General features: G+C 67.9%; 18 protein-coding genes. 13 read left to right on the top strand and 5 right to left on the bottom strand.

The features are described from left to right. Positions 1-247: 247 nt before the first annotated feature. The 5 genes from xylA (at position 248) to BTE28158_RS20810 (ending at position 7,020) form a co-directional block, all read left to right on the top strand. On the top strand, positions 248-1,570 hold the full coding sequence (xylA, locus tag BTE28158_RS20830) for a xylose isomerase (protein WP_151047730.1): 1,323 nt from the start codon (positions 248-250) through the stop codon (positions 1,568-1,570). A gap of 4 nt (positions 1,571-1,574) precedes the next feature. Next, the gene (gene xylB, locus BTE28158_RS20825; RefSeq protein ID WP_151047732.1) at positions 1,575-3,053 is read left to right on the top strand and encodes a xylulokinase; all 1,479 of its coding nucleotides are present in this window, start codon (positions 1,575-1,577) and stop codon (positions 3,051-3,053) included. Between the two features lie 109 nt (positions 3,054-3,162). Beyond that, positions 3,163-4,191: a D-xylose ABC transporter substrate-binding protein gene (xylF, locus tag BTE28158_RS20820; protein ID WP_151047735.1), complete on the top strand. Its 1,029-nt coding sequence runs from the start codon at positions 3,163-3,165 to the stop codon at positions 4,189-4,191. 73 nt (positions 4,192-4,264) lie between these two features. Further along, positions 4,265-5,824: a D-xylose ABC transporter ATP-binding protein gene (gene xylG, locus BTE28158_RS20815; protein WP_151047737.1), complete on the top strand. Its 1,560-nt coding sequence runs from the start codon at positions 4,265-4,267 to the stop codon at positions 5,822-5,824. Then, entirely contained in the window at positions 5,821-7,020 is a 1,200-nt protein-coding gene (locus tag BTE28158_RS20810; RefSeq protein WP_151047740.1) for a sugar ABC transporter permease, read from the top strand. The genes xylG and BTE28158_RS20810 overlap by 4 nt, the downstream gene beginning before the upstream one ends. A 58-nt stretch (positions 7,021-7,078) precedes the next feature. On the opposite strand, the gene BTE28158_RS20805 is transcribed toward BTE28158_RS20810, so the two are convergent. Continuing rightward, complete coding sequence (locus BTE28158_RS20805) at positions 7,079-7,981, bottom strand: LysR family transcriptional regulator (RefSeq protein ID WP_151047742.1); 903 nt, start codon at positions 7,979-7,981, stop codon at positions 7,079-7,081. Positions 7,982-8,080: 99 nt separating this feature from the next. Between BTE28158_RS20805 and BTE28158_RS20800 the strand changes: the two genes are divergently transcribed. Further along, positions 8,081-8,956 (top strand): aldo/keto reductase family oxidoreductase, encoded by an 876-nt coding sequence (locus BTE28158_RS20800; RefSeq protein ID WP_151047789.1) that lies wholly within the window; start codon positions 8,081-8,083, stop codon positions 8,954-8,956. A gap of 60 nt (positions 8,957-9,016) precedes the next feature. Here the strand turns inward: BTE28158_RS20800 and BTE28158_RS20795 are convergent, their stop codons facing one another. Together BTE28158_RS20795 and BTE28158_RS20790 are read right to left on the bottom strand one after the other, a co-directional pair. Next, positions 9,017-11,116, bottom strand: coding sequence for an acetate--CoA ligase family protein (locus BTE28158_RS20795; protein WP_151047745.1), 2,100 nt, complete (start codon positions 11,114-11,116; stop codon positions 9,017-9,019). Between the two features lie 19 nt (positions 11,117-11,135). Further along, entirely contained in the window at positions 11,136-11,912 is a 777-nt protein-coding gene (locus BTE28158_RS20790; RefSeq protein WP_151047747.1) for an enoyl-CoA hydratase/isomerase family protein, read from the bottom strand. Positions 11,913-12,185: 273 nt separating this feature from the next. Between BTE28158_RS20790 and BTE28158_RS20785 the strand changes: the two genes are divergently transcribed. Next, complete coding sequence (locus BTE28158_RS20785; protein WP_059599633.1) at positions 12,186-13,517, top strand: MFS transporter; 1,332 nt, start codon at positions 12,186-12,188, stop codon at positions 13,515-13,517. A gap of 24 nt (positions 13,518-13,541) precedes the next feature. On the opposite strand, the gene BTE28158_RS20780 is transcribed toward BTE28158_RS20785, so the two are convergent. Continuing rightward, positions 13,542-14,348: an IclR family transcriptional regulator gene (locus tag BTE28158_RS20780; RefSeq protein WP_151047750.1), complete on the bottom strand. Its 807-nt coding sequence runs from the start codon at positions 14,346-14,348 to the stop codon at positions 13,542-13,544. A gap of 87 nt (positions 14,349-14,435) precedes the next feature. Further along, positions 14,436-15,374, bottom strand: a complete 939-nt coding sequence (locus BTE28158_RS20775; RefSeq protein ID WP_124901899.1) for a LysR family transcriptional regulator — start codon at positions 15,372-15,374, stop codon at positions 14,436-14,438. A 254-nt stretch (positions 15,375-15,628) separates the two neighbouring features. Between BTE28158_RS20775 and BTE28158_RS20770 the strand changes: the two genes are divergently transcribed. The 6 genes from BTE28158_RS20770 to BTE28158_RS20745 all read left to right on the top strand — a co-directional run bounded on the left by BTE28158_RS20770 (position 15,629) and on the right by BTE28158_RS20745 (position 21,001). Beyond that, positions 15,629-16,954 (top strand): cation:dicarboxylate symporter family transporter, encoded by a 1,326-nt coding sequence (locus tag BTE28158_RS20770; protein ID WP_059599629.1) that lies wholly within the window; start codon positions 15,629-15,631, stop codon positions 16,952-16,954. Positions 16,955-16,977: 23 nt separating this feature from the next. Next, positions 16,978-17,538 carry a carboxymuconolactone decarboxylase family protein gene (locus BTE28158_RS20765; RefSeq protein ID WP_059599628.1) on the top strand — a complete coding sequence of 187 codons (561 nt, stop codon included), beginning with the start codon at positions 16,978-16,980 and terminating at the stop codon, positions 17,536-17,538. Between the two features lie 11 nt (positions 17,539-17,549). Further along, positions 17,550-18,377, top strand: coding sequence for an SDR family NAD(P)-dependent oxidoreductase (locus BTE28158_RS20760; protein WP_059599627.1), 828 nt, complete (start codon positions 17,550-17,552; stop codon positions 18,375-18,377). Beyond that, positions 18,377-19,213, top strand: coding sequence for an amidohydrolase family protein (locus BTE28158_RS20755; RefSeq protein ID WP_151047752.1), 837 nt, complete (start codon positions 18,377-18,379; stop codon positions 19,211-19,213). Before BTE28158_RS20760 ends, BTE28158_RS20755 begins: the two co-directional genes overlap by 1 nt. A gap of 79 nt (positions 19,214-19,292) precedes the next feature. Next, positions 19,293-20,078 carry a substrate-binding domain-containing protein gene (locus BTE28158_RS20750; protein ID WP_151047754.1) on the top strand — a complete coding sequence of 262 codons (786 nt, stop codon included), beginning with the start codon at positions 19,293-19,295 and terminating at the stop codon, positions 20,076-20,078. Between the two features lie 32 nt (positions 20,079-20,110). After that, positions 20,111-21,001 (top strand): alpha/beta fold hydrolase, encoded by an 891-nt coding sequence (locus BTE28158_RS20745; RefSeq protein WP_124901905.1) that lies wholly within the window; start codon positions 20,111-20,113, stop codon positions 20,999-21,001. Positions 21,002-21,024 lie beyond the last annotated feature (23 nt).

Raw genomic sequence — 21,024 nt, 5'->3', positions numbered from 1 at the left:
CCGCTCGGGCGTCTCGCCGTTGTCTCCGGGGCGCGCGGGCGGTGCCGCGCGGTTCTCTGGTGTCCGGCGATTGTAGGACGGAACGCACGCCGCGCGCAGCGGCTGGCAAGAAACGTTAAGCGTGCTGCGCAATTTCGCAATTGCCGGCCGGCAGGCGCGCGGGCACGATCCAGCCAACCGGATTCGGCCGCGTGCGTCGTCGTCGCGACGCGCGTTGCGCTGCACCAAGACCCAGCACGGAGACGCCATGTCGTATTTCGAACACATTCCCGCGATTCGCTACGAAGGTCCGCAGTCGGACAACCCGTTGGCGTACCACTATTACGACCCCGAGAAGCGCGTGCTCGGCAAGACACTTGCCGAGCATCTGCGGATTGCCGTCTGCTACTGGCACACCTTCGTATGGCCGGGGCACGACATCTTCGGGCAGGGCGCGTTCCAGCGGCCGTGGCAGCAGCCTGGCGACGCGCTCGAACGTGCGCGAATGAAGGCCGACGCGGCATTCGAGTTCTTCACGAAGCTCGGCACGCCTTTCTATACGTTCCACGACACCGACGTCGCACCGGAGGGCGATAGCCTGCGCGAGTACGCAGCCAATTTCGCGCGGATGGTCGACTATCTCGGCGAGCGCCAGCAGGCGAGCGGCGTGCGGCTGCTGTGGGGCACGGCGAACCTGTTCTCGCACCCGCGCTTCGCGGCGGGCGCCGCGACGAATCCGAACCCCGACGTGTTCGCGTGGGCCGCGACCCAGGTGTGCCACGCGCTCGACGCGACACACCGGCTCGGTGGCGAGAACTACGTGCTGTGGGGCGGCCGCGAAGGGTACGAGACGCTGCTCAATACCGACCTGAAGCGCGAGCGCGAGCAGTTCGCGCGTTTCCTGTCGATGGTCGTCGAGCACAAGCACCGGATCGGCTTCAAGGGTGCGCTGCTGATCGAGCCGAAACCGCAGGAGCCGACCAAGCACCAGTACGACTACGACGTCGCGACCGTGCACGGATTTCTGGTGCAGTACGGACTGCAGAACGAGATTCGCGTGAACATCGAGGCGAACCATGCGACGCTCGCCGGCCACTCGTTCCATCACGAGATCGCGAACGCGTTCGCACTCGGCGTGTTCGGCAGCGTCGACGCGAACCGCGGCGATCCGCAGAACGGCTGGGACACCGACCAGTTCCCGAACAGCGTCGAGGAACTGACGCTTGCGTTCTACGAGATCCTGCGCCACGGCGGCTTCACGACCGGCGGGATGAACTTCGACGCGAAGGTGCGGCGCCAGAGCATCGATGCGGAAGACCTGTTCTACGGCCACGTCGGCGCGATCGACGTGCTCGCGCTCGCGCTCGAACGTGCGGCCGTGCTGGTCGAGAACGACCGGCTCGATGCGCTGCGCCGGCAGCGCTACGCGCAGTGGGACGACGCGTTCGGCCGCAAGATCCTGTCGGGCGGCTATACGCTGCAGTCGCTCGCGGACGACGCGCTCGCGCGCGGCGTGGACCCGCGGCATGCGAGCGGCGCGCAGGAGCGGCTGGAGAACATCGTGAACCAGGCGATCTACGGCCTGCGCTGACGCCATGTATATCGGACTCGATCTCGGTACGTCGGGCGTGAAAGCGGTGCTGCTCGACCGCGACGGCGTGGTGCGGGCGAGCGCGAGTCGCCCGCTGACGGTGAGCCGGCCGCAGCCGCGCTGGTCCGAACAGGCGCCGCGCGACTGGTGGGACGCCGCGTGCGGCGCACTGGCCGCGCTCGTCGATGAGGCACGCGCGGGCGGCATCGATCCGCGCGCCATCGACGCGCTGGGACTGACCGGGCAGATGCACGGCGCGACGCTGCTCGATGCGCAGGGCGACGTGCTGCGTCCCGCGATCCTGTGGAACGACGGCCGCGCGGATGCGGAGTGCGCGGAACTCGAGCGGCTCGCACCCGCGCTGCGCGCGGTGACAGGCAATATCGCGATGCCGGGCTTCACCGCGCCGAAGCTGCTGTGGGTGCGCCGCCACGAGCCCGACGTGTTCGCGCGCATCGCGCACGTGCTGCTGCCGAAGGATTACCTGCGCTACCGGCTGACCGGCGCGTTCGCGACCGATCCGTCGGATGCCGCCGGTACGCTCTGGCTCGACGTCGCGAAGCGCGACTACGACGACACGCTGCTCGCCGCGTGCGGGCTGTCGCGCACGCAGATGCCGGTTGTGTACGAGGGCAACCGCGTAACGGGCACGCTTCTGCCGGCCGTCGCGCGCGCGCTCGGGCTGCGCGAGATTCCGGTGGTGGCCGGCGGCGGCGACAACGCGGCCGGCGCGGTGGGCGTCGGGATCGTGCGGCCCGGTGACGCGTTGCTGTCGCTCGGCACGTCGGGTGTCTATTTCGCGGTGTCGGACGGGTTTCGCGCGAACCCCGAATCGGCGGTGCACAGCTTTTGCCACGCGCTGCCCGATACATGGCATCTGATGTCGGTGATGCTGAACGCGGCCGGCTGCATCGACTTCACCGCGCAACTGGCCGGTTACGACGGCGTCGCGGCGCTGCTCGCCGATGCCGAGGCGAACGCGCGCGCCAGCCGCCCGTGGTTCCTGCCTTACCTGAGCGGCGAGCGCACGCCGCACAACGACGTGAATGCGAAGGGGGTCTTCTACGGGCTCACGCCCGATACGCAGCGCGCGGATCTCGCGAATGCAACGCTCGAAGGCGTCGGCTTCGCGTTGCTCGACGGCATCGATGCGCTGCATGCGGCCGGACTGGCGCCCGACGGCATCACGGTGATCGGCGGCGGCTCGCGCAGCGCGTACTGGACGCAGATGCTCGCCGACGTGAGCGGACGCGCGCTGACGCTGCGCGCGGGCGGCGAGGTCGGCCCGGCGCTCGGTGCCGCACGGCTCGCGCATCTCGCGCTCGAACCGGATGCGTCGCTCGACGATGTGTGCCCGCAGCCGCCGATCGTCGCGGTGCGCGAGCCCGATCCCGCGCGACACGCGTGGTATCGCGATGCGCGGCGGCCGACGTTTCGCGCGCTTTACCGCGCGCTCGAACCGGTGTTTGCGACGGGCGCGTGAGCGGCGCTTCGCCGGTGCGATCCCGTGCTGTGCAGTGACTCGAAGCGGGCGGCGCATTCCCGCGGCCGCCCGGTGTTCGTGAGGTTGTCCAATAACAAGGAGTGGAGACATGAAATCCGTGACGCGCCGTACCGTATTGAGTTCCCTTGCCGGCGCAGCAGCGCTGGCGCTCTTCGCGCTCGGCGCTCCGCTTGCGCATGCGAGCAAGGACAAGCCCGAGATCGGCTTCTGCATCGACGACCTGCGCGTCGAGCGCTGGTCGCGCGATCGCGATTATTTCGTCGCGGCCGCGACGAAGCTCGGCGCGAAGGTGTCGGTGCAGTCGGCCGACGCGAGCGAGGAGCGACAGATTTCCCAGATAGAGAACCTGATTTCACGCGGCGTCGACGTGATCGTGATCGTGCCGTTCAATTCGAAGACGCTTGGCAACGTCGTCGCCGAAGCGAGGAAGGCCGGCATCAAGGTCGTGTCGTACGACCGTCTGATCCTCGATGCGGACGTCGACGCGTACATCTCGTTCGACAACGAGAAGGTCGGCGAACTGCAGGCGAAGGGCGTGTTCGACGCGAAGCCGAAGGGTAACTATTTCCTGCTCGGCGGCGCGCCGACCGACAACAACGCGAAGATGCTGCGCGAGGGCCAGTTGAAGGTGCTGAAGCCGGCGATCGATCGCGGCGACATCAAGGTCGTCGGCCAGCAGTGGGTGCCCGAATGGAGCGCATCGACCGCACTGCGCATCGTCGAGGATGCGCTCACCGCGAACAACAACCGGATCGACGCGATCGTCGCGTCGAACGACGGCACCGCGGGCGGCGCGATCCAGGCGCTCGCCGCGCAGCACCTGGCCGGCAAGGTGCCCGTGTCCGGGCAGGATGCGGACCTCGCGGCGGTCAGGCGCGTGATCGCCGGCACGCAGACGATGACCGTCTACAAGCCGCTGAAGCTGATCGCGAGCGAAGCCGCGAAGCTTGCGGTCGATCTCGCGAAGGGCACGAAGCCCGCGTTCAACGCGCAGTACGACAACGGGAAGAAGATGGTCGACACGGTGCTGCTGCAGCCCACGCTGCTGACCAAGCGCAACGTCGACGTCGTCGTGAAGGACGGCTTCTATACCCAGGCCCAGCTCGCGAGCCAATGACGGCGCGACGGGCAGGATGCATGTGGCCGGCCAGGTGCGGCCGGCCGCGTGCTCACTGCGAGGCAATCAACGTATGACCGAACCCTTGCTGACGATGCGCGGCATCGTCAAGGCATTCGACGGCGTGAAGGCGCTCGACGGAATCGATCTGACCGTGCGCCCCGGCGAGTGCGTCGGGCTGTGCGGCGAGAACGGCGCCGGCAAGTCGACGCTGATGAAGGTCCTGTCGGGCGTCTATCCGCACGGCACGTGGGAGGGCGAGATCCGCTGGGAAGGCGCGCCGCTCGTCGCGTCCGGCGTGCGCGACACCGAACGCGCGGGCATCGTGATCATCCACCAGGAACTGATGCTGGTGCCCGAGCTGTCGGTCGCCGAGAACATCTTCCTCGGCAACGAGATCACGCTGCCCGGCGGGCGCATGCATTACGCGGAGATGGTGCGGCGTTCCGAGGCGCTGCTGCGCGAGCTGCGGATCGACGCGATCAACGTCGCGCAGCCGGTGATGAACTACGGCGGCGGCCACCAGCAGCTGATCGAGATCGCGAAGGCGCTGAACAAGCGCGCGAAGCTGCTGATCCTCGACGAGCCGTCGTCGTCGCTGAGCGCCGCCGAGACGCGCATCCTGCTCGACATTGTGCGCGACCTGAAGCGCCGCGGCGTCGCGTGCGTGTACATCTCGCACAAGCTCGACGAAGTCGACGCGGTGTGCGACACCGTGACCGTGATCCGCGACGGCCGCCACGTCGCGACCGAGCCGATGCGCGGAATGACCACCGACCGGATCATCGCGATGATGGTTGGCCGCGAGATCCGCAACCTGTATCCGCGCGAGCCGCACGAGATCGGCGACGTCGTGCTGGACGCGCGCAACGTGACCTGTCACGACGTGGCGAACCCGCGCCGCAAGCGCGTCGACGACGTGTCGTTCAGCGTGCGGCGCGGCGAGATCCTCGGCGTCGCCGGGCTTGTCGGCGCCGGCCGCACCGAGCTGATGCAGGCGATCTTCGGCGCGTATCCGGGCGCGAGCACGGCGACCGTGCGGATGAACGGCCGGCCGCTCGCGATCCGCTCGCCGGCCGATGCGATTCGCGCGGGCATCGCGATGGTGCCCGAGGACCGCAAGCGTCACGGGATCGTGCCGCAGCTTGGCGTCGGCCACAACATCACGTTGTCGGTGCTGCGCCGTTTCGCCGCCCACGGCCGGATTGACGCGGCCGCCGAACTCGACGCGATCCGCACCGAGATGCAGCGTCTGTCGGTGCGCGCCGCGCATCCGTTCCTGCCGATCGCGAGCCTGTCCGGCGGCAACCAGCAGAAGGCCGTGCTCGCCAGGATGCTGCTGGCCGATCCGCAGGTGCTGATCCTCGACGAGCCGACGCGCGGCGTCGACGTCGGCGCGAAGGCGGAAATCTACCGGCTGATCTTTGCGCTCGCGAAACGCGGCGTCGCGCTGATCGTCGTGTCGTCCGAGCTGCCGGAAGTGCTCGGGCTCGCCGATCGTGTGCTCGTGATCGGCGAAGGCGAGCTGCGCGGCGATTTCGTCAACGACGGTCTCACGCAGGAACAGATCCTCGGCGCCGCGCTGAAATCCGCGCGGCAGCCGGCCGAACCCATTGCAGCGAGTGCCCCATGAATACCGAACTGTCTTCCTCCACCGCCGTGCCGCCGGACACCGACGCGCGCCGCGCGCACGGCCATCCGCTGCGCCAGATCTTCGTGCGCTACAAGGTGCTCGCGCTGCTGTTCGCGGTCGCGGCAATCTGGGTGTTTTTCTCGGTGCTGACCGACGGTGCGTTCATCACGCCGCGCAACGTGTCGAACCTGCTGCGGCAGATGTCGATCACCGGGATGCTCGCGTGCGGCATGGTGTTCGTGATCATCGCGGGCGAGATCGACCTGTCGGTCGGATCGCTGCTCGGGTTGCTCGGCGGTGTCGCGGCGATCCTCGACGTCAATCGCCACTGGCCCGTGGCCGCGACGGTGCCGGCCGTGCTCGCGCTCGGCGTGCTGGTCGGATTGTTCAACGGCTGGTGGTCGACCTACCGGCGCGTGCCGTCGTTCATCGTCGGGCTGGGCGGGATGCTCGCGTTCCGCGGCATCCTGCTCGGCGTGACGGGCGGCTCGACGATCGCGCCGGTGTCCGACGGCTTCGTGTTCATCGGGCAGGGTTATCTGCCGCGCGCGGGCGGCGACGGGCTCGCGGTCCTGCTGTTCGCGCTCGTTGCGCTGCTGGTCCTCCGGCAGCGCGGTACGCGGCACCGTTACCGGCTTGCGGTCGTGCCGCTGTGGCAGGACGTCGCGAAAGTCGTCGGTGCCGGGGCCGTGCTGTTCGCGTTCGTCGCGACGCTCGATCGTTACGGCGGCATTCCCGTGCCCGTGCTGCTGCTGCTCGCGCTGCTCGGTGCGTTCTCGTGGATCGCGACGCAGACCGTGTTCGGCAGGCGCATCTATGCGGTGGGTTCGAACCTGGAAGCGACGCGGTTGTCGGGCGTCGACACCGATCGTGTGAAGCTCGCGATCTTCGCGCTGATGGGGCTGATGTGCGCGTTCGCGGGCATCGTCAACACCGCGCGGCTCGCGGCCGGCTCGCCGTCGGCCGGCACGATGGGCGAGCTCGACGCGATCGCCGCGTGCTTCATCGGCGGCACGTCGATGCGCGGCGGGTCGGGCACCGTCTATGGCGCGCTGATCGGCGCGCTCGTGATGGCGAGCCTCGACAACGGGATGTCGATGCTCGACGTCGACGCGTACTGGCAGATGATCGTCAAGGGCGGGGTGTTGGTGCTGGCCGTGTGGATCGACGTGGTGTCGCGTTCGAACCGGCGGTGACGGGCGGTGCGGGCGCGATCGCCGCTTGCGCAGGCGCCGGGCGGCGGCGCCCGCCGCTCTACCCGGCATCCGCCTTGACGAAATCGACGAACGCGCGCAGCGGAGCCGGTACGAAACGCCGCCCCGGGTAATACAGATACGGGCCCGAGAACGGTCGCCACCATTCGCCGAGCACAGGCTCGAGCGCGCCGCACGCGAGGTGCGGACGAAGCCAGTCTTCGAAAAGGTGCACGATGCCGAGCCCGGCGCAGGCGGCGTCCACGACGAGATCGACGGCGCCGCCGATCTGCACGACGAGCGGGCCCGACGGCTCCACGCGGACCACTTCGCCGTCGCGCTCGTACTCCCACGCCGGCATCGCGCCGCTCGCGAACCGGCCGCGCAGGCACGCGTGATCGAGCAGATCGCGTGGATGCGCCGGACGGCCGCGGCGCGCGAGATAGGCGGGCGCCGCAGCGGTGGCGAAGCGTTGCGTACGCGGGCCGATGGGCACGGCGATCATGTCCTGTTCGAGGCGCTCGTCGTAACGGATGCCCGCGTCGCAGCCGGCCGCGAGGATATCGACGAAGTTTTCGTCGGCCACGACCTCGAGCCGGATCTCCGGATACGCGTCGAGAAAGCGCGGAACGATGGACGGCAGCACGAGCCGCGCCGCGCTCATCGGCACATTGAGCTTCAGCGTGCCGACCGGTCGCTCGCGGAACGTGTTCACCACGTCGAGCGCCGCCTCCACCTCGCTCAGTGCCGGCGCGAGCCGCGCGAGCAGGCGCTCCCCGGCTTCGGTCGGCGACACGCTGCGCGTCGTGCGGTGCAGCAACCGCACGCCGAGTTGCGCCTCCAGCCGGCGCACGGCTTCGCTGAGACCGGATGCGCTCGCGCCGACCATGCGCGCACCTTCGCGAAAGCCCTTCGCCCGTGCCACCGCCACGAACGCGTTCAGATCGCCCAGATCGACTTGCATTGTTCGCCTTTTCGTACAGGTCGTGCAGATTATGACCGGTTATCGCGCAGCGCGACACGGCGTAACCTGCGGCCACGCATTCGATACAGGAGCACGATCATATCCCCCATTGTTCAGTCCGGCACGTATTCCGTCGCGGGCCGACGCGTTCACCGCATCGGCTATGGCGCGATGCAACTGGCCGGCCCCGGCGTGTTCGGTCCGCCGAAGGATCGCGACGCGGCGCTCGCCGTCTTGCGTGAAGCCGTCGCATCGGGCGTCGACCATATCGACACGAGCGACTTTTACGGCCCGCATGTGACGAACCAGCTGATTCGCGAAGCGTTGCATCCGTATCGCGACGACCTGCTGATCGTGACCAAGGTCGGCGCGAGGCGCGGCGACGACGGTTCCTGGCTGCCGGCGTTTTCCGGCGAAGCGCTCGCCGCTGCCGTGCAAGACAACCTGCGCAACCTCGGTCTCGACGTGCTCGACGTGGTCAACCTGCGGATCATGTTCGACACGCACGGCCCGGCAGAAGGCTCGATCGAGGCGCCGCTGTCCGCGCTGGCCGAACTGCAGCGGCAGGGCCTCGTGCGGCACATCGGGCTGAGCAACGTCACGGCCGCGCAGATCGCCGAAGGGCGCCGGATCTGCGACATCGTCTGCGTGCAGAACCATTACAACCTGGCGCACCGGGACGACGACGATCTCGTCGATGCGCTCGCGGGCGACGGCATTGCCTACGTCCCGTACTTTCCGCTCGGCGGCTTCAATCCGTTGCAGTCGTCCACGCTCGACGCGGTCGCGGCCCGGCTCGGTGCGACACCGATGCAGACCGCGCTCGCGTGGCTGCTGCAGCGCGCGCCGAACATCCTGCTGATTCCGGGGACGTCGTCCGTCGCGCATCTGCGCGAGAATCTCGCCGCCGGTGGGTTGGTGTTGCCGGAGGACGCCGTGCGCGAACTCGACGGTGTCGCGTCCGTTCGCGGTTGAGGCTGGCGCGTGACTCAGCGCGCCTGCCCCAACGCTTGTGCCGCTGCGGCGCGCTCGCCGTCAGGCCAGCACGGCGACGCCGTCGGCTGCCCGCACGCCGTGGCCGGCATCGAGCACGAACAACGGATTGATTTCGGCTTCGACGAGCCGCGCGCCGAGCTGGCGCGCCATCCGCGAGAACGCGACGAGCGCGTCGGCGAGCGCGTCGACGTCCGCCTTCGGGCGGCCGCGATACCCGTCGAGCAACGGCCACGTGCGAAGCGCGCGGATCATGTCGAGCGCGTCGTCGCGCGACAGCGGCGCGTCCTCCGGCAGCATCCGCAACACCGTGTCGTTGAATATCTCCGCGGTCACGCCGCCCATCCCGAGCAGGATCGCGATGCCGAGCGGGTCGCGATGCAGGCCGACGATCATCTCGACGCCGCCCGCAATCATTTCCTGCACGAGGAACGCGTCCGGCACGAACCCCGCGCCGGTCTCGACGTCGGCACGCATGCGTCCGAGCCGTTCGCCGATCGCATCGGCATGCACGCCGACCGCGACGCCGCCAATGTCGCTCTTGTGCGTGACGCGGTTCGACAGCAGTTTCAGCACCACGCGATCGCCGAGATGCCGTGCCGCCTGCTCGGCATCCGCTGCATTGCGCACGACGCACTCGCGCACGGGCGTCACGCCGAAGCGTGCGAACAGCGCCTTCGCCTGCGCTTCGTCGAGCGGCCCGCGCGGCAGGTCCGGCACGTCGATGCCGGTTGCCGCGCCAACCGCATCGAGCGTGGGCGCGGCCGCCCGCGCGCGCCAGAGGCCGGCGTCCCGCATCGCGACCATCGCGCTCGCGACGCTCTCGGGCGACACGAACGCCGGCACGCCGAGCCGGTTCATCGCATGCGTGACGGCCGGCGCATGCGGGCTCACGAATGCGACCACCGGCTTGTCGGTGCCGGGCAACGCATCGCGCACGGCGCCGGCCATCAGCTCGGGCATGCCGATGCTCGACGAACCGGCGATCACGGCAACTGCGTCGTATGAAGGGCTGGCCGCGAGCGTCTCGATCGCGCGGCGCAGCAGCCCGGGCTGCAGGCCGGCGAGCGTCACGTCGATCGGATTGCGGTCGAGCACCGCGTGATCGCCGGACTGCAGCGCGCGTAGCGCGGCAGCCGTGTCCGCATCGGGCGCCGGCGTGTCGAAGCCGGCCAGCCCCAGGTTGTCGGCGACGAGCGTGCCCGCGCCGCCGGTCGACGTGAGAATCGCGACGCGCGTGCCGCGCAGCGTGCGGCCGGCCGCGAAGGCGTTCGGCATGTCGAGCAGATCGCCGAACGTCTGCGCGCGAATCACGCCCGCGTCGCGGAACAGCGCGTCGTACATCCGGTCCTCGCCGGCGAGCGCGCCGGTGTGCGAGACGGCCGAGCGCGCGCCGGACTCCGATCGTCCGATCTTGTACACGACGATCGGCTTGCCCGCACGCGCCGCGTGGCGCGCGGCCGCGCGAAACCGCGCGGGATCGCGCAGCCCTTCGAGGTACAGCGCGATCACGGAGGTTGCATCGTCGTCGATGAAGTAATCGATGAAGTCGCTCACGTCGAGATCGACTTCGTTGCTGGTCGACACGAGCTTCGACAGGCCGATGCCGCGATTGGCGGCGCGCGACAGCAGCGCACCCAGAATGCCGCCGCTCTGCGACACGACGCTCACGCCGCCGACGGCGAAGCCGTCGGTGTCCAGCGCGCCGCTCGCGGACAACGTGACGCGATCCGTGAGGTTGACGACGCCGATCGTGTTCGGCCCGAGCACCCGCATCGAGCCGGCCGCTTCCTTCAGTTGTGCCTGGCGGCGTGCGCCGGCTTCGCCGGTTTCGGCGTAGCCGCTCGCGAGCACGATCGCGGCGGCGGTCCCGCGTTTCGCAAGCGCCTCGACCGCGAGGTGCGCGCGCTCGGCGCCGAGCAGCACGATGCCGACGTCGGGTGCGTGCGGCAGCGCTTCGACGTCCTCGTAGCAGCGCAGGCCGGCAATCGACGGATAGCGCGGATTGACCGGGTAGATGTCTCCCCCGAACCCGTGTTTTTGCAAGTAGGCGATGGGTCGGCCGGCGGTCTTCGCGGGATCGGCGGACGCGCCGATGACGGCGACGCGGGCCGGCCGCATCAATTTTTCGATGGCGTTCATCGGAGGCTCCTGTCGGCGCTCAGCGCACGTTGTCGAGGAATGCGCGCACGGCATCGCGGTGCTCGCGGCTCGTGTAGCAGATCGCTTGCGCCTGGCTGCCTTGCGACAGCACCTGCGCGGCCGACAGTTCGTAGCTCTGGTTCAGGATCGCCTTGCCGAGCGCAAGCGCGGTGGGCGAGCCCTGGATCAGCTCGCTCGCCCACGCGGTGGCGTCGGCGAGCAGCGTGTCGGGCGCGCTGATCCGGTCGGCGATGCCCAACGCGTGCGCCTCGCGTGCGTCGACCTTGCGACCGCTGAAAATCAGGTCCTTGGCGGCCGCGAGCCCGACCCGCCGCGGCAGGAAATACAGGCCGCCGCCGTCGGGAATCAGCCCGCGCTTGATGTAGCTCCACACGAACGTCGCCGCTTCCGAGGCGATCACGAAATCGCACGACAGCGCCATGTCGGCGCCGAGCCCGGCTGCGGCGCCGTTGACGGCGGCAATCGTCGGCTTCGGCATCGTGTGCAGCAGCGAAACGGCGTGATGCACACGCTGCTGGCGCGACCACCCGTTGAACGCGACTTCATCGGGCGGCGCATCCATGCGCTGCGCCATCCCGGCGATGTCGCCGCCAGCGCAGAAACCCTTGCCGCTGCCGGTGATGATGACGGCGCGAACTTCCGGCGCCCGTGCGAGCGATTCGAGCGCATCGATGAGCTCGGTGCGCATCGCGTCACTGACGGCGTTGCGCTTGTCGGGGCGGTTCAGGGTAAGGGTCGCGATATTCGATTGAATCGTGACGTCGATGGTTTGCATGGTTTCTTCCTGCGTCGAAAACGAGCGGTGCGATGAATCGGCAGTGCGCGGCGCGATGCGCGAAGGCCGATCCGCTTGCAGCAAGCGTAGCGCCAACGCATGCGGCTGCCATCAACGTCGTTTCACTGAATGAAACTGTCAGCCACGCAGGTTTGTTTCATCCAGTGAAACGGCATGGTTGCGGCTGGCCGCCAGCCGCCGATAATCAACTTCACCGCGACCGGACAAAACCCGATTTGGTGTCGCGGCGCGTTCAACAAGACTGGAGACAAGATGCAACCCGCCATTGCAACGGAATCGCTCGAGCGAAGCGGCGCTGACCGGCCGGCACTCGACGCGGTTTATGCCAAGGTGACGAAACGGCTGCTGCCGTTCCTCTTCATCTGTTACGTATTCGCTTACATCGATCGCGCCAATATCGGCTTCGCGCATCTGCAGTTCTCGCGCGACATTGGTCTGACTGAAGCGTCATTCGGCCTCGGTGTCGGGCTGTTCTACGTCGGTTACATGATTTTCGAGGTGCCGAGCAATTTGTGGCTCGCACGTGTCGGTGTGCGCAAGACGCTGATGCGGATCATGGCGCTCTGGGGGCTCGTGTCCGCGGGCACCGCGTTCGTGCAGACGCCGACCCAGTTCTACATCGCGCGGGTGCTGCTCGGCGCGGCGGAGGCGGGCTTTTTTCCCGGCGTCATCCTGTACTTCACGTACTGGTTCCCATCGGCGCGGCGCGCCCGCGTGACCGCATTGTTCATGACGGCGATCTGCGTATCGGGCATCGTCAGCGGGCCGGTATCCGGTTTCATCCTGAACAACCTGTCGGGTGTGCTTCACCTGAAGGGATGGCAGTGGCTGTTCGTGATCGAAGGGTTACCGTCGGTCGTGGCCGGCCTGTTCGCGTACGTCTATCTGACCGATCGCCCGGAGCACGCGAAATGGCTGAGCGCGGATGAGAAGGCGCTGCTGCTGCGCGAACTCGAACACGACGCGGCGCTGAAGGCATCGCACGCGCACGGCTCGATCTGGGATGCGCTGAAGGAGCCGAAGTTCTACTTACTGGCGTTCGCGTATTTCAGCGTGCCCTGGGCGAGCATCGTCGTGCATGTGTGGGCGCCGAGCGTGATTCGCAAGAGCGGCATCACGAACTTCTGGTACATCGGGCTGCTGTCGGCGATTCCTTATGTGTTCGGTGCGGTCGCGATGTATCTGCTCGGCCGGCACTCCGACCGCAAGCTGGAACGGCGCTGGCATTTCATGGGCAGTGCCGCGCTGGCCGCGCTCGGCGTCGCGCTGCTGCCGGCCGCCGCGTCGCAGCCGGCCGCACTCATCGTGCTGCTCACCATCGCGACGGCCGGCTATCTCGGGATGCTGTCGCTGTTCTGGACGATTCCGCCCGCGTATCTGTCGAGCACCGTGGCCGCGAGCGGGATTGGCCTGATCAGCAGTCTGGGCCAGTTCGGCGGCATTGCGGCACCGTCTGTGATCGGCTACACGTCGACCCAATTCGGCAGCAGCGCGATCGGCCTCTACACGGTCGCGATCGTGTCGGTGCTCGGCGGGCTCGCCGTCGTGCTCGGCATCCCGGCTCGCGCGATTCGCGAACGCTGATGCAGGGGGGAGCCGATCGTCGCGTCAGCTGTCGAGGCGCAGCGTCGCGGCGACGATGTCGTCGCGCAATGCCAGCAATGCCGCCGACAGGCGGGCGGCGACGGCTGACGGGGCATCGAGCGTGCGCACGCTGAAGTTGAGCGCGAGCGTGCGGTGGCCCGCAATCTCGAGCGGCGTCGCGAGCGCGACGACTTCCGGCTGCCAGCTCGCGACGCAGAATCCTTGCGCGTGCACCGCTGCGACGGCGTCGTCGATCTCGGCACGGATGCGCGGCCACGATGCGCGATGCGGCTCGAGTTTGGCGAGTTGACGCGCGTAATCGGCGCCCGGCAGCGACGCAAGAAACGCGCGGCCGAGCGACGTCAGCGCCATCGGCACGCGCTGGCCGCTGACGACGGTGCGAAGCGACGCACGCGGGCTGTAGCGGATCGATTCGAGGTAGACCATGTCGTCGCGGTCGGGGCCGGCGATGCCGACGTTGATGTGCAGCGCCTGGGCCGTCTCGCGCAGCCGCGGCGCGGCCGCCTGCAGCACCGTCGAACCGCTCCTGAGCGCATGCGCGAGGCCGAGCACCGGCAATCCGAGCCGGTAGCCGCGATGCACGGGATCGTGTTCGAGATAGCCGGCTTCGACGAGCGTGCGGGCGAGCCGGGTGACGGTGGCCTTCGGCAGGCCCGTGAGTTCGACGAGGTCGCCGTTGCCGAGCAGCGTCGCGCCGGAGCCGAACGCGCGCAGCACGTCGAGCCCGCGTTCGAGCGAGCGGTTCGAGACCGTCGACGACGGGCCGCGTTCGGTTGCGTCTGACGAGTGCGACGGGCGGGATTCACGCATGGTGCAGTGGCTCGCGAGGGTGGGGAGATGGGACAGCGTCGAATGCGTCGCCGCGCCGGCCGCGCACACATGGCCGGCACGCGGGGTTCAGGAGTCCGATGCGAGCCATACGACCTGATCGCTCCAGGTCTGCTCGCGCGTAAAGCGGAACAGCGTGTCCTTGAGCATGCGGATCCATGCGTCGACCAGACGCGACGGGCGGTTTTCGCGCAACGTGGTGATCGATACGGTCGAGCGGATTGCGGGCCGTTCGATCGCAATGGCTTTCAGCTCGCCGCGCGCCAGTTCTTCCTGGATCGCAACGTAGGTAAGCAGCGAATAGCCGACGCCCGCGCGCACGAGCTGCTTGGTCAGCGCCACGCTGTCTATTTCGAACGCGACGCGCAGCCGCACGCCGTGCTGAACGGCGGCCTGGTCGATCAGTCGGCGGTTGCTGTGCGGCAGGCCGGGCAGGATCAGCGGCATGCTCGCGAGATCGCGAATGCTCAGCGCCTTTCGCACGGGTGCCGCGTCCGGCGGCGCGACGACGATCAACGGTTCGCTGAAAAGGGGAACGACATCGAACGCATCGAGGGGCGGCTGGTTGTAGACGACGGCGAGATCGACGCGCCGATCGAGCACCCATTCCTGCAGCGAATTGCTGAGCCCCTCACGAACGTGCAGCGACACGCCGGGCCAGCGTGCATGAAAGTCGCGCACGAGATCGGTGCCGATCAGCCGGCCGATCGTCGGCGGCAGGCCGACCGCGAGATAGCCGCGTTCGGTGTCGGCGCTGGCACGCACCTGATCGGCCGTTTCGCTGACCATTCGTGTGATCATCTCCGCATGCTCGAGGAGCCGCGAACCCGCGGCCGTCAAGCGGACGCCGCGTCCGTAGCGGGTGAACAGCGCGACGCCGATTTCTTCCTCGAGCTTGGCGATCTGGCGGCTCAGCGCCGGTTGCGCGATATACAGCTCCGCCGCCGCGCGGCTGAAGCTGCCGGCGCGTGCGACGTGAATGAAACTGCGCAGTTCTCGAATGTCCATTTCGGTTTTGAGCTATGCCGGCGTGGCATAGAAATACATGTTCATAAGGTCTTTGTCAAAGAAGACGCCAGATTCTATGCTGCGGTTAGATAGCAATTCAACCCAATAACGATTCCGGAGACGCCATGCATCCTCTTCCTTCCGCCCATCCCGTTCCTCATTCGCGGTCGCGTCGCAGCGCGCAGCCGCATCGTCGCTGAGCGTTTAGTCGTTCGATCGAAGCGCCATCCGAACCGAAATATGAAGGAATACTGATGAAGAGCCTGAAAAAACTGCACGTCCAGGTGCTGATCGGCCTGGCCTGCGCGATCGTGCTGGGCCTGCTCGCGCCGAAGACCGCGATCGCGATGAAACCGTTCGGACAGGGGTTCATCGCGCTCCTGAAGATGATGCTGGCGCCCATCATTTTCTGCACGCTCGTCCAGGGCATGGCGCACGTCAAGGATCTCAGGATGCTGGGCCGGATGGGCGTGAAATCGCTCGTCTACTTCGAGGTGGTCAGCACGATCGCGATGGTGCTTGGCTTCGCGATGGTCAACCTGTTTCCGCCGGGCACGGGCCTGCACGCCGCCAACATCGCCGAGAGTGCCGAAGCGCTGAAGACGACGTCGAATGCCGGCGAGATCTCCGCGGTTGCGTATCTGCTCAGCCTCATTCCGCATACGCTTGTCGATGCGTTCGCGAAAGGCGACATCGTGCAGGTCCTGATCATCTCGATCCTGGCCGGGCTCGCGCTGAACGTATCGGTCGGCGCCGATTCGGTGGTGCTGCGCGGCATCGACGAAGCGCAGAAGGTGCTGTTCCGGATGCTCGCGTTCATCATGCGCCTCGCGCCGCTCGGCGCGTTCGGCGCGATGGCGGCCGCCGTCGGCAGCTATGGCGGCGTGACGCTGCTGTACCTGTTCAAGGTCATCGTTCTGTACTACGCGACCTCCGCGATCTTCGTCTTCGGCGTGCTCGGCGCGATCAGCTGGTCGATCGGCCTGCCGTTCGCCGGGATCATGCGCCTGATTCGCGACGAGCTCCTGCTGACGCTCGGTACCGCGTCCAGCGAAGTGGTGTTTCCGCGCCTCGTCGAGAAGATGAAGCGCGCCGGCTGCGACGAAGTCGTGGTCGGGTTCGTGCTCCCGGCCGGCTACAGCTTCAATCTGGACGGCACCGCCATCTACATGGCGATCGCGATCGGCTTCATTGCACAGGCAACCGACACGCCGTTCTCGCTCTGGCAGCAGCTTGGCCTGCTCGCGATCCTGAGCCTGACGTCCAAGGGTGGCACGACCGTCGCCGGCGGCGCGTTCGTCAAGCTGGCGGCCACGCTGCAGTCGGTGCGTTCGTTGCCGCTCGCCGGGCTCGGCCTGCTGTTCGGCATCGACCGGGTCATGGCGACCGCGACCGCACTCGTGAACGTGGTCGGCAACACGATGGCGGTGTTCGCGATTGCCCGCTGGGAAGGGCTGTTCGATTCCGCCGCGTTCAACCGCGAAACCGGCCGCACGGCGCGACGCTCGATGCTGCGCGCGCGCGTCGTGCCTGCCGATGCACGAGCCGAACGGTCCGGCGCGCCCGCCGAAGCCAACTGAATTCTGTCGAGGTGATTTCATTCATGGAACGTATTGCCACGCTCGCCCCCGAGCACATGTCCGACGCGCAGCGCCAGGTGTACGACGCGATCGCCAGCGGGCCCCGCAAAGGCGTGCGCGGTCCGCTGGCCGTCTGGCTGCATCGCCCGAAGCTTGCAGGCTGCGCGCAGGCGCTCGGCCAGTACTGTCGCTATGACAGCAGCGTGTCGCCCCGGCTCTCCGAGCTGGTCATCCTGTCGATGGGGCGCCATTGGCTCGCCGAGTACGAATGGGCTGCGCACAAGCCGTTCGCGCTCGAGGCAGGCCTGACGATCGACGTGATCGACGCGATCCGCGACGGCGTCGAACCGCCGTTCGTCCGGCACGACGAGAAGCTCGTCCACGCCTTCGTCACGCAATTGCACGAACGCCACGAGATCGACGATGCGTTGTATGCGGCGCTCGTCGACACGCTCGGCGAAGGCGCGGTCGTCGATCTCGTCGGCATCGCCGGCTACTACACGCTGATCTCGATGACGATCAAGGTCTTCAACGTGCCGCCGCCAGCCGGCGTCGCCCCCGAACTCCCTGCAACACACGGTTGAACACACCCATCATGAACGACACATCCATCAACGAGGCAGGCACGGGCCGCCTGCAAGGCAAGGTAGCGATCGTCACCGGCGCGGGCTGCGTCGGTCCCGGCTGGGGCAACGGCCGCGCCGTGGCCGCGCTGTTTGCCGCCGCGGGCGCGAAGATCTTCGCGGTCGACATCAACATGGACGCGATGGCCGAAACGGTCCGCCGCGTCACCGAGCTCGGCGGGGAGATTACCGCGCACACGTGCGACGTCACGAACAGCGCCGCCGTCGCGGCCATGGTCGACGCGTGCCGCGAAACCTACGGGCGCGTGGACATTCTCGTGAACAACGTCGGCGGCTCGGCCGCGGGCGGCCCGGTCGCGTTGTCCGAGGAAGCGTGGGACAAGCAGGTCGCGTTCAATCTGAAGAGCGTCTACCTGACCTGCAAGCACGTGCTGCCGGTCATGGAGCAACAGGGCGCCGGTGCGATCGTCAACACGGCGTCGACCTCCGGCATCCGTTGGACCGGCTCGGCGCAGGTTGCCTACGCCGCCTGCAAGGCCGGCGTGATCCAGCTGTCGAAGGTGGTGGCCGTCGAATACGCGAAGAAGGGCATCCGCGTCAACACGGTCGTGCCGGGCCAACTGCATACGCCGATGGTCGAGGTGCGTCTGGCCGGTCAACGCTCCGGCGGCGATGTCGACAAGCTGCTCGAAAGCCGGCTCGCGCGCATTCCGCTCGGCTTCATGGGCGACGGCCGCGACACGGCGAACGCCGCGCTATTCCTCGCCTCCGACGAAGCCCGCTTCATCACGGGTACGGAAATCGTCGTCGACGGCGGCATGACCGCACGGTGCGACTGATGGTGCACGTTCGGCAGGATGGCCCGGTGGCGCCTGTGTGGGATTGCCACGCGCACATCTACGGGCCATGGGAGCGGTTTCCGGTGCCGGCCGACGCCGCGTACCTGCCCGAGGCGGCACCGATGTCGCGCTTGCTCGCGCTGCACGAACGGCTCGGCGTCACGCATGGCGTGATCGTCCAGGCCGCGTGCTATCGGCACGATCACGCCGCATTGCTTGACGCGATCGCCGCGACCGGCGGCGCCTATCGCGGCGTCGCGCTCGTCGACGACACGATGGACGACGGCACGTTGCGCGAGCTTCACGAAGGTGGCGTGCGCGGCATCCGGTTCAACTTCATGGGGCACCTTCCCGGCGAGCGTGACACGGACAAGCTGCTGCGCACCGCGGAGCGCGTTGCAGCGCTCGGCTGGCACGTGCTTCTGCACGGCCGGCTCGCCGAACTGCTGCCCGTGCTCGACACGTGGGCCGGGGTCGACATTCCGATGGTGATCGACCACATGGCGCGCCCGTCGTTGCAAGCGCCGTGGACCGACGACGAACGCGGCGCATTGATCGCGCATCTCGGCAATCCGTATCGCTGGATCAAGCTGTCCGGCGTGGATCGATTCGCGGGCGGCGACGCGCATGCGTGGCCGGATGCGCGGCCGCTCGCGCGCCGGCTGCTCGATGCCGCACCCGACCGGTCGATCTGGGGATCGGACTGGCCGCATCCGAACATCGAAGGCGCGGCCCCGGACGACTCCGCACTGCTCGCGTTCGTTCGCGCCTTGTGCGGCGACGCGGCGCTTGCGGATGCCGTGCTGGCCGGCAATCCGCGGCGGCTCTACGGCTGAGCCGAAGCAGCCCGCGAATCGCCGCCCGGCGGACGAACAGAAAACACATTCGACTTACAGTGACCCTCAAGGAGGAGACATGAAGGAAAAATCGATCTGGCGGACTTGCGTGGCCGCCGCGGCATGGGTAACGCTGTGCGTGGCGTCGCCGGGCGCGCATGCCGAAGACATTCACGTACTGGCAACCGGCGCGCTGCACGGCGCGTTCGGGCAACTGGTGCCGATGTTTGAAAAATCGTCGGGACATCGTCTCGAGATTGCCTGGGGGCCGTCGTACGGCAAGTCGGCCGAGGCATTGCCGATGCGCTTGCGCAACGGCGAGAAGGTCGACATCTGCTTCATGATCAAGCCGGCGCTTGAGCAGGAAGTCGACGCGGGCCGATTCGACCGGGCCACGCTGTCGGACATCGCCGCCACCGGGATCGGCGTCGCGGTGCGCAAGGGACTCGCCGTGCCCGACATCAGTACGGACGACGCGCTGCGTCGCGCGTTGCTCTCCGCCAAATCGGTTGCCTTTTCCGAAGGAGCGAGCGGCACCTATATCGTCGGCACGCTCTTCAACCGGCTCGGCATCGCCGAGCAGATGAAATCGAAGAGCGTGCTGATTCGCGGCAAGGAACTGGTCGGCACCGCACTCGCGCGCGGCGACGCCGACCTGGGGCTGCAGCAGATCAGCGAACTGAAGGTGACGCCGGGCATCGACTTCGCGGGGCCGCTTCCTGCCGACGTGCAGAAGACCAGCGTGATCTCGTCGGCGATCGCCGCGAATGCGCAGGCCGCCGACGCGTCGCGCGCGTTCGCGGCTTTTCTGAAGACGGCGCCCGCCGTGGCCGTTCTGCAGAAAACCGGCCTCGATCCGCTTTGAGGCGACGGTCCGTATCGATTCACGAGGAGACAATGAAAGCAAACCAGATACTGACGCGGCTCGCGCTCGCCGCCGCACTGGCGACGTCGGTTGCCGCCTGCACCACGCCCGCCGCCGACGCGAACGCGGTTCAACGCACGCTCGTGTCGAAGGGCGACGTCCGGATCGAAACGCTCGCGCAAGGGCATGGCCCGGTGGTCGTGATCCTGCCGTCGCTCGCGCGCGGCGCGGAAGATTACGACGAGGTCGCGCGCATGCTCGCGCACGACGGATTCCGCGTATTGCGTCCGCAACCGCGAGGTATCGGCCGCAGCACGGGGCCGATGCGCGACCTCGACTTGCATGCATTCGCATCCGACGTCGCGCTCGTGCTCGATCATGAGCACACCGGGCCGGTCGTCGTCGTCGGGCATGCGTGGGGCAGCCAGCCCGCGCGCATGCTCGCGGTCGACCGCCCCGACCTCGTGCGCGGGCTCGTGATGGCCGCGGCCTCCGCGGGCAAGTTGCCGCCGGGATCGACAGAGAAGCCCTATGGACGCCTGCGCGAAGCGATCGACGGCGCCGGCGATCCCCGGGTGCCGGAACCGCAGCGGCTGACCTACCTGCGGCAGGCATTCTTCGCACCGGGACACGATCCGAGTGCGTGGCTGACCGGCTGGTATCCCGCGGTACACGCGGCACAGGCCCATGCACGCAACGTCACCCCGATCGATGCGTATTTCGGCGGCGGAACGGTGCCGATGCTCGATCTGCAGGCACAGTACGACGCCGTCGTCGTGCCTAACGTGTTCAAGCCGTGGCTGGGTGAGCGCGTGACCGTGCAGGTCGTCGCGGACGCCGGGCACGCGATGGCGCCCGAGCAGCCGCGCGCGATGAGCGATGCGATCGCGGGCTTTGCGCGCAAGGTCTACGGCACGCGCTGAGCTGTATTCGCACGGACAGCAAG

This window comes from Burkholderia diffusa (genome assembly GCF_902499115.1).
Taxonomy (GTDB): Bacteria; Pseudomonadota; Gammaproteobacteria; order Burkholderiales; family Burkholderiaceae; genus Burkholderia; species Burkholderia diffusa.
Note: the sequence above shows the minus strand (reverse complement) of the source record. Positions and strands in the feature narration are given on the sequence as shown.

Bases quoted from the DNA above. Each gene is read 5' to 3' on its own strand.
- xylA (WP_151047730.1), top strand. From the start codon at position 248: ATGTCGTATTTCGAACACATTCCCGCGATTCGCTACGAAGGTCCGCAG.
- xylB (WP_151047732.1), top strand. From the start codon at position 1,575: ATGTATATCGGACTCGATCTCGGTACGTCGGGCGTGAAAGCGGTGCTG.
- xylF (WP_151047735.1), top strand. From the start codon at position 3,163: ATGAAATCCGTGACGCGCCGTACCGTATTGAGTTCCCTTGCCGGCGCA.
- xylG (WP_151047737.1), top strand. From the start codon at position 4,265: ATGACCGAACCCTTGCTGACGATGCGCGGCATCGTCAAGGCATTCGAC.
- BTE28158_RS20810 (WP_151047740.1), top strand. From the start codon at position 5,821: ATGAATACCGAACTGTCTTCCTCCACCGCCGTGCCGCCGGACACCGAC.
- BTE28158_RS20805 (WP_151047742.1), bottom strand. From the start codon at position 7,981: ATGCAAGTCGATCTGGGCGATCTGAACGCGTTCGTGGCGGTGGCACGG.
- BTE28158_RS20795 (WP_151047745.1), bottom strand. From the start codon at position 11,116: ATGAACGCCATCGAAAAATTGATGCGGCCGGCCCGCGTCGCCGTCATC.
- BTE28158_RS20790 (WP_151047747.1), bottom strand. From the start codon at position 11,912: ATGCAAACCATCGACGTCACGATTCAATCGAATATCGCGACCCTTACC.
- BTE28158_RS20785 (WP_059599633.1), top strand. From the start codon at position 12,186: ATGCAACCCGCCATTGCAACGGAATCGCTCGAGCGAAGCGGCGCTGAC.
- BTE28158_RS20780 (WP_151047750.1), bottom strand. From the start codon at position 14,348: ATGCGTGAATCCCGCCCGTCGCACTCGTCAGACGCAACCGAACGCGGC.
- BTE28158_RS20775 (WP_124901899.1), bottom strand. From the start codon at position 15,374: ATGGACATTCGAGAACTGCGCAGTTTCATTCACGTCGCACGCGCCGGC.
- BTE28158_RS20770 (WP_059599629.1), top strand. From the start codon at position 15,629: ATGAAGAGCCTGAAAAAACTGCACGTCCAGGTGCTGATCGGCCTGGCC.
- BTE28158_RS20765 (WP_059599628.1), top strand. From the start codon at position 16,978: ATGGAACGTATTGCCACGCTCGCCCCCGAGCACATGTCCGACGCGCAG.
- BTE28158_RS20760 (WP_059599627.1), top strand. From the start codon at position 17,550: ATGAACGACACATCCATCAACGAGGCAGGCACGGGCCGCCTGCAAGGC.
- BTE28158_RS20755 (WP_151047752.1), top strand. From the start codon at position 18,377: ATGGTGCACGTTCGGCAGGATGGCCCGGTGGCGCCTGTGTGGGATTGC.
- BTE28158_RS20750 (WP_151047754.1), top strand. From the start codon at position 19,293: ATGAAGGAAAAATCGATCTGGCGGACTTGCGTGGCCGCCGCGGCATGG.
- BTE28158_RS20745 (WP_124901905.1), top strand. From the start codon at position 20,111: ATGAAAGCAAACCAGATACTGACGCGGCTCGCGCTCGCCGCCGCACTG.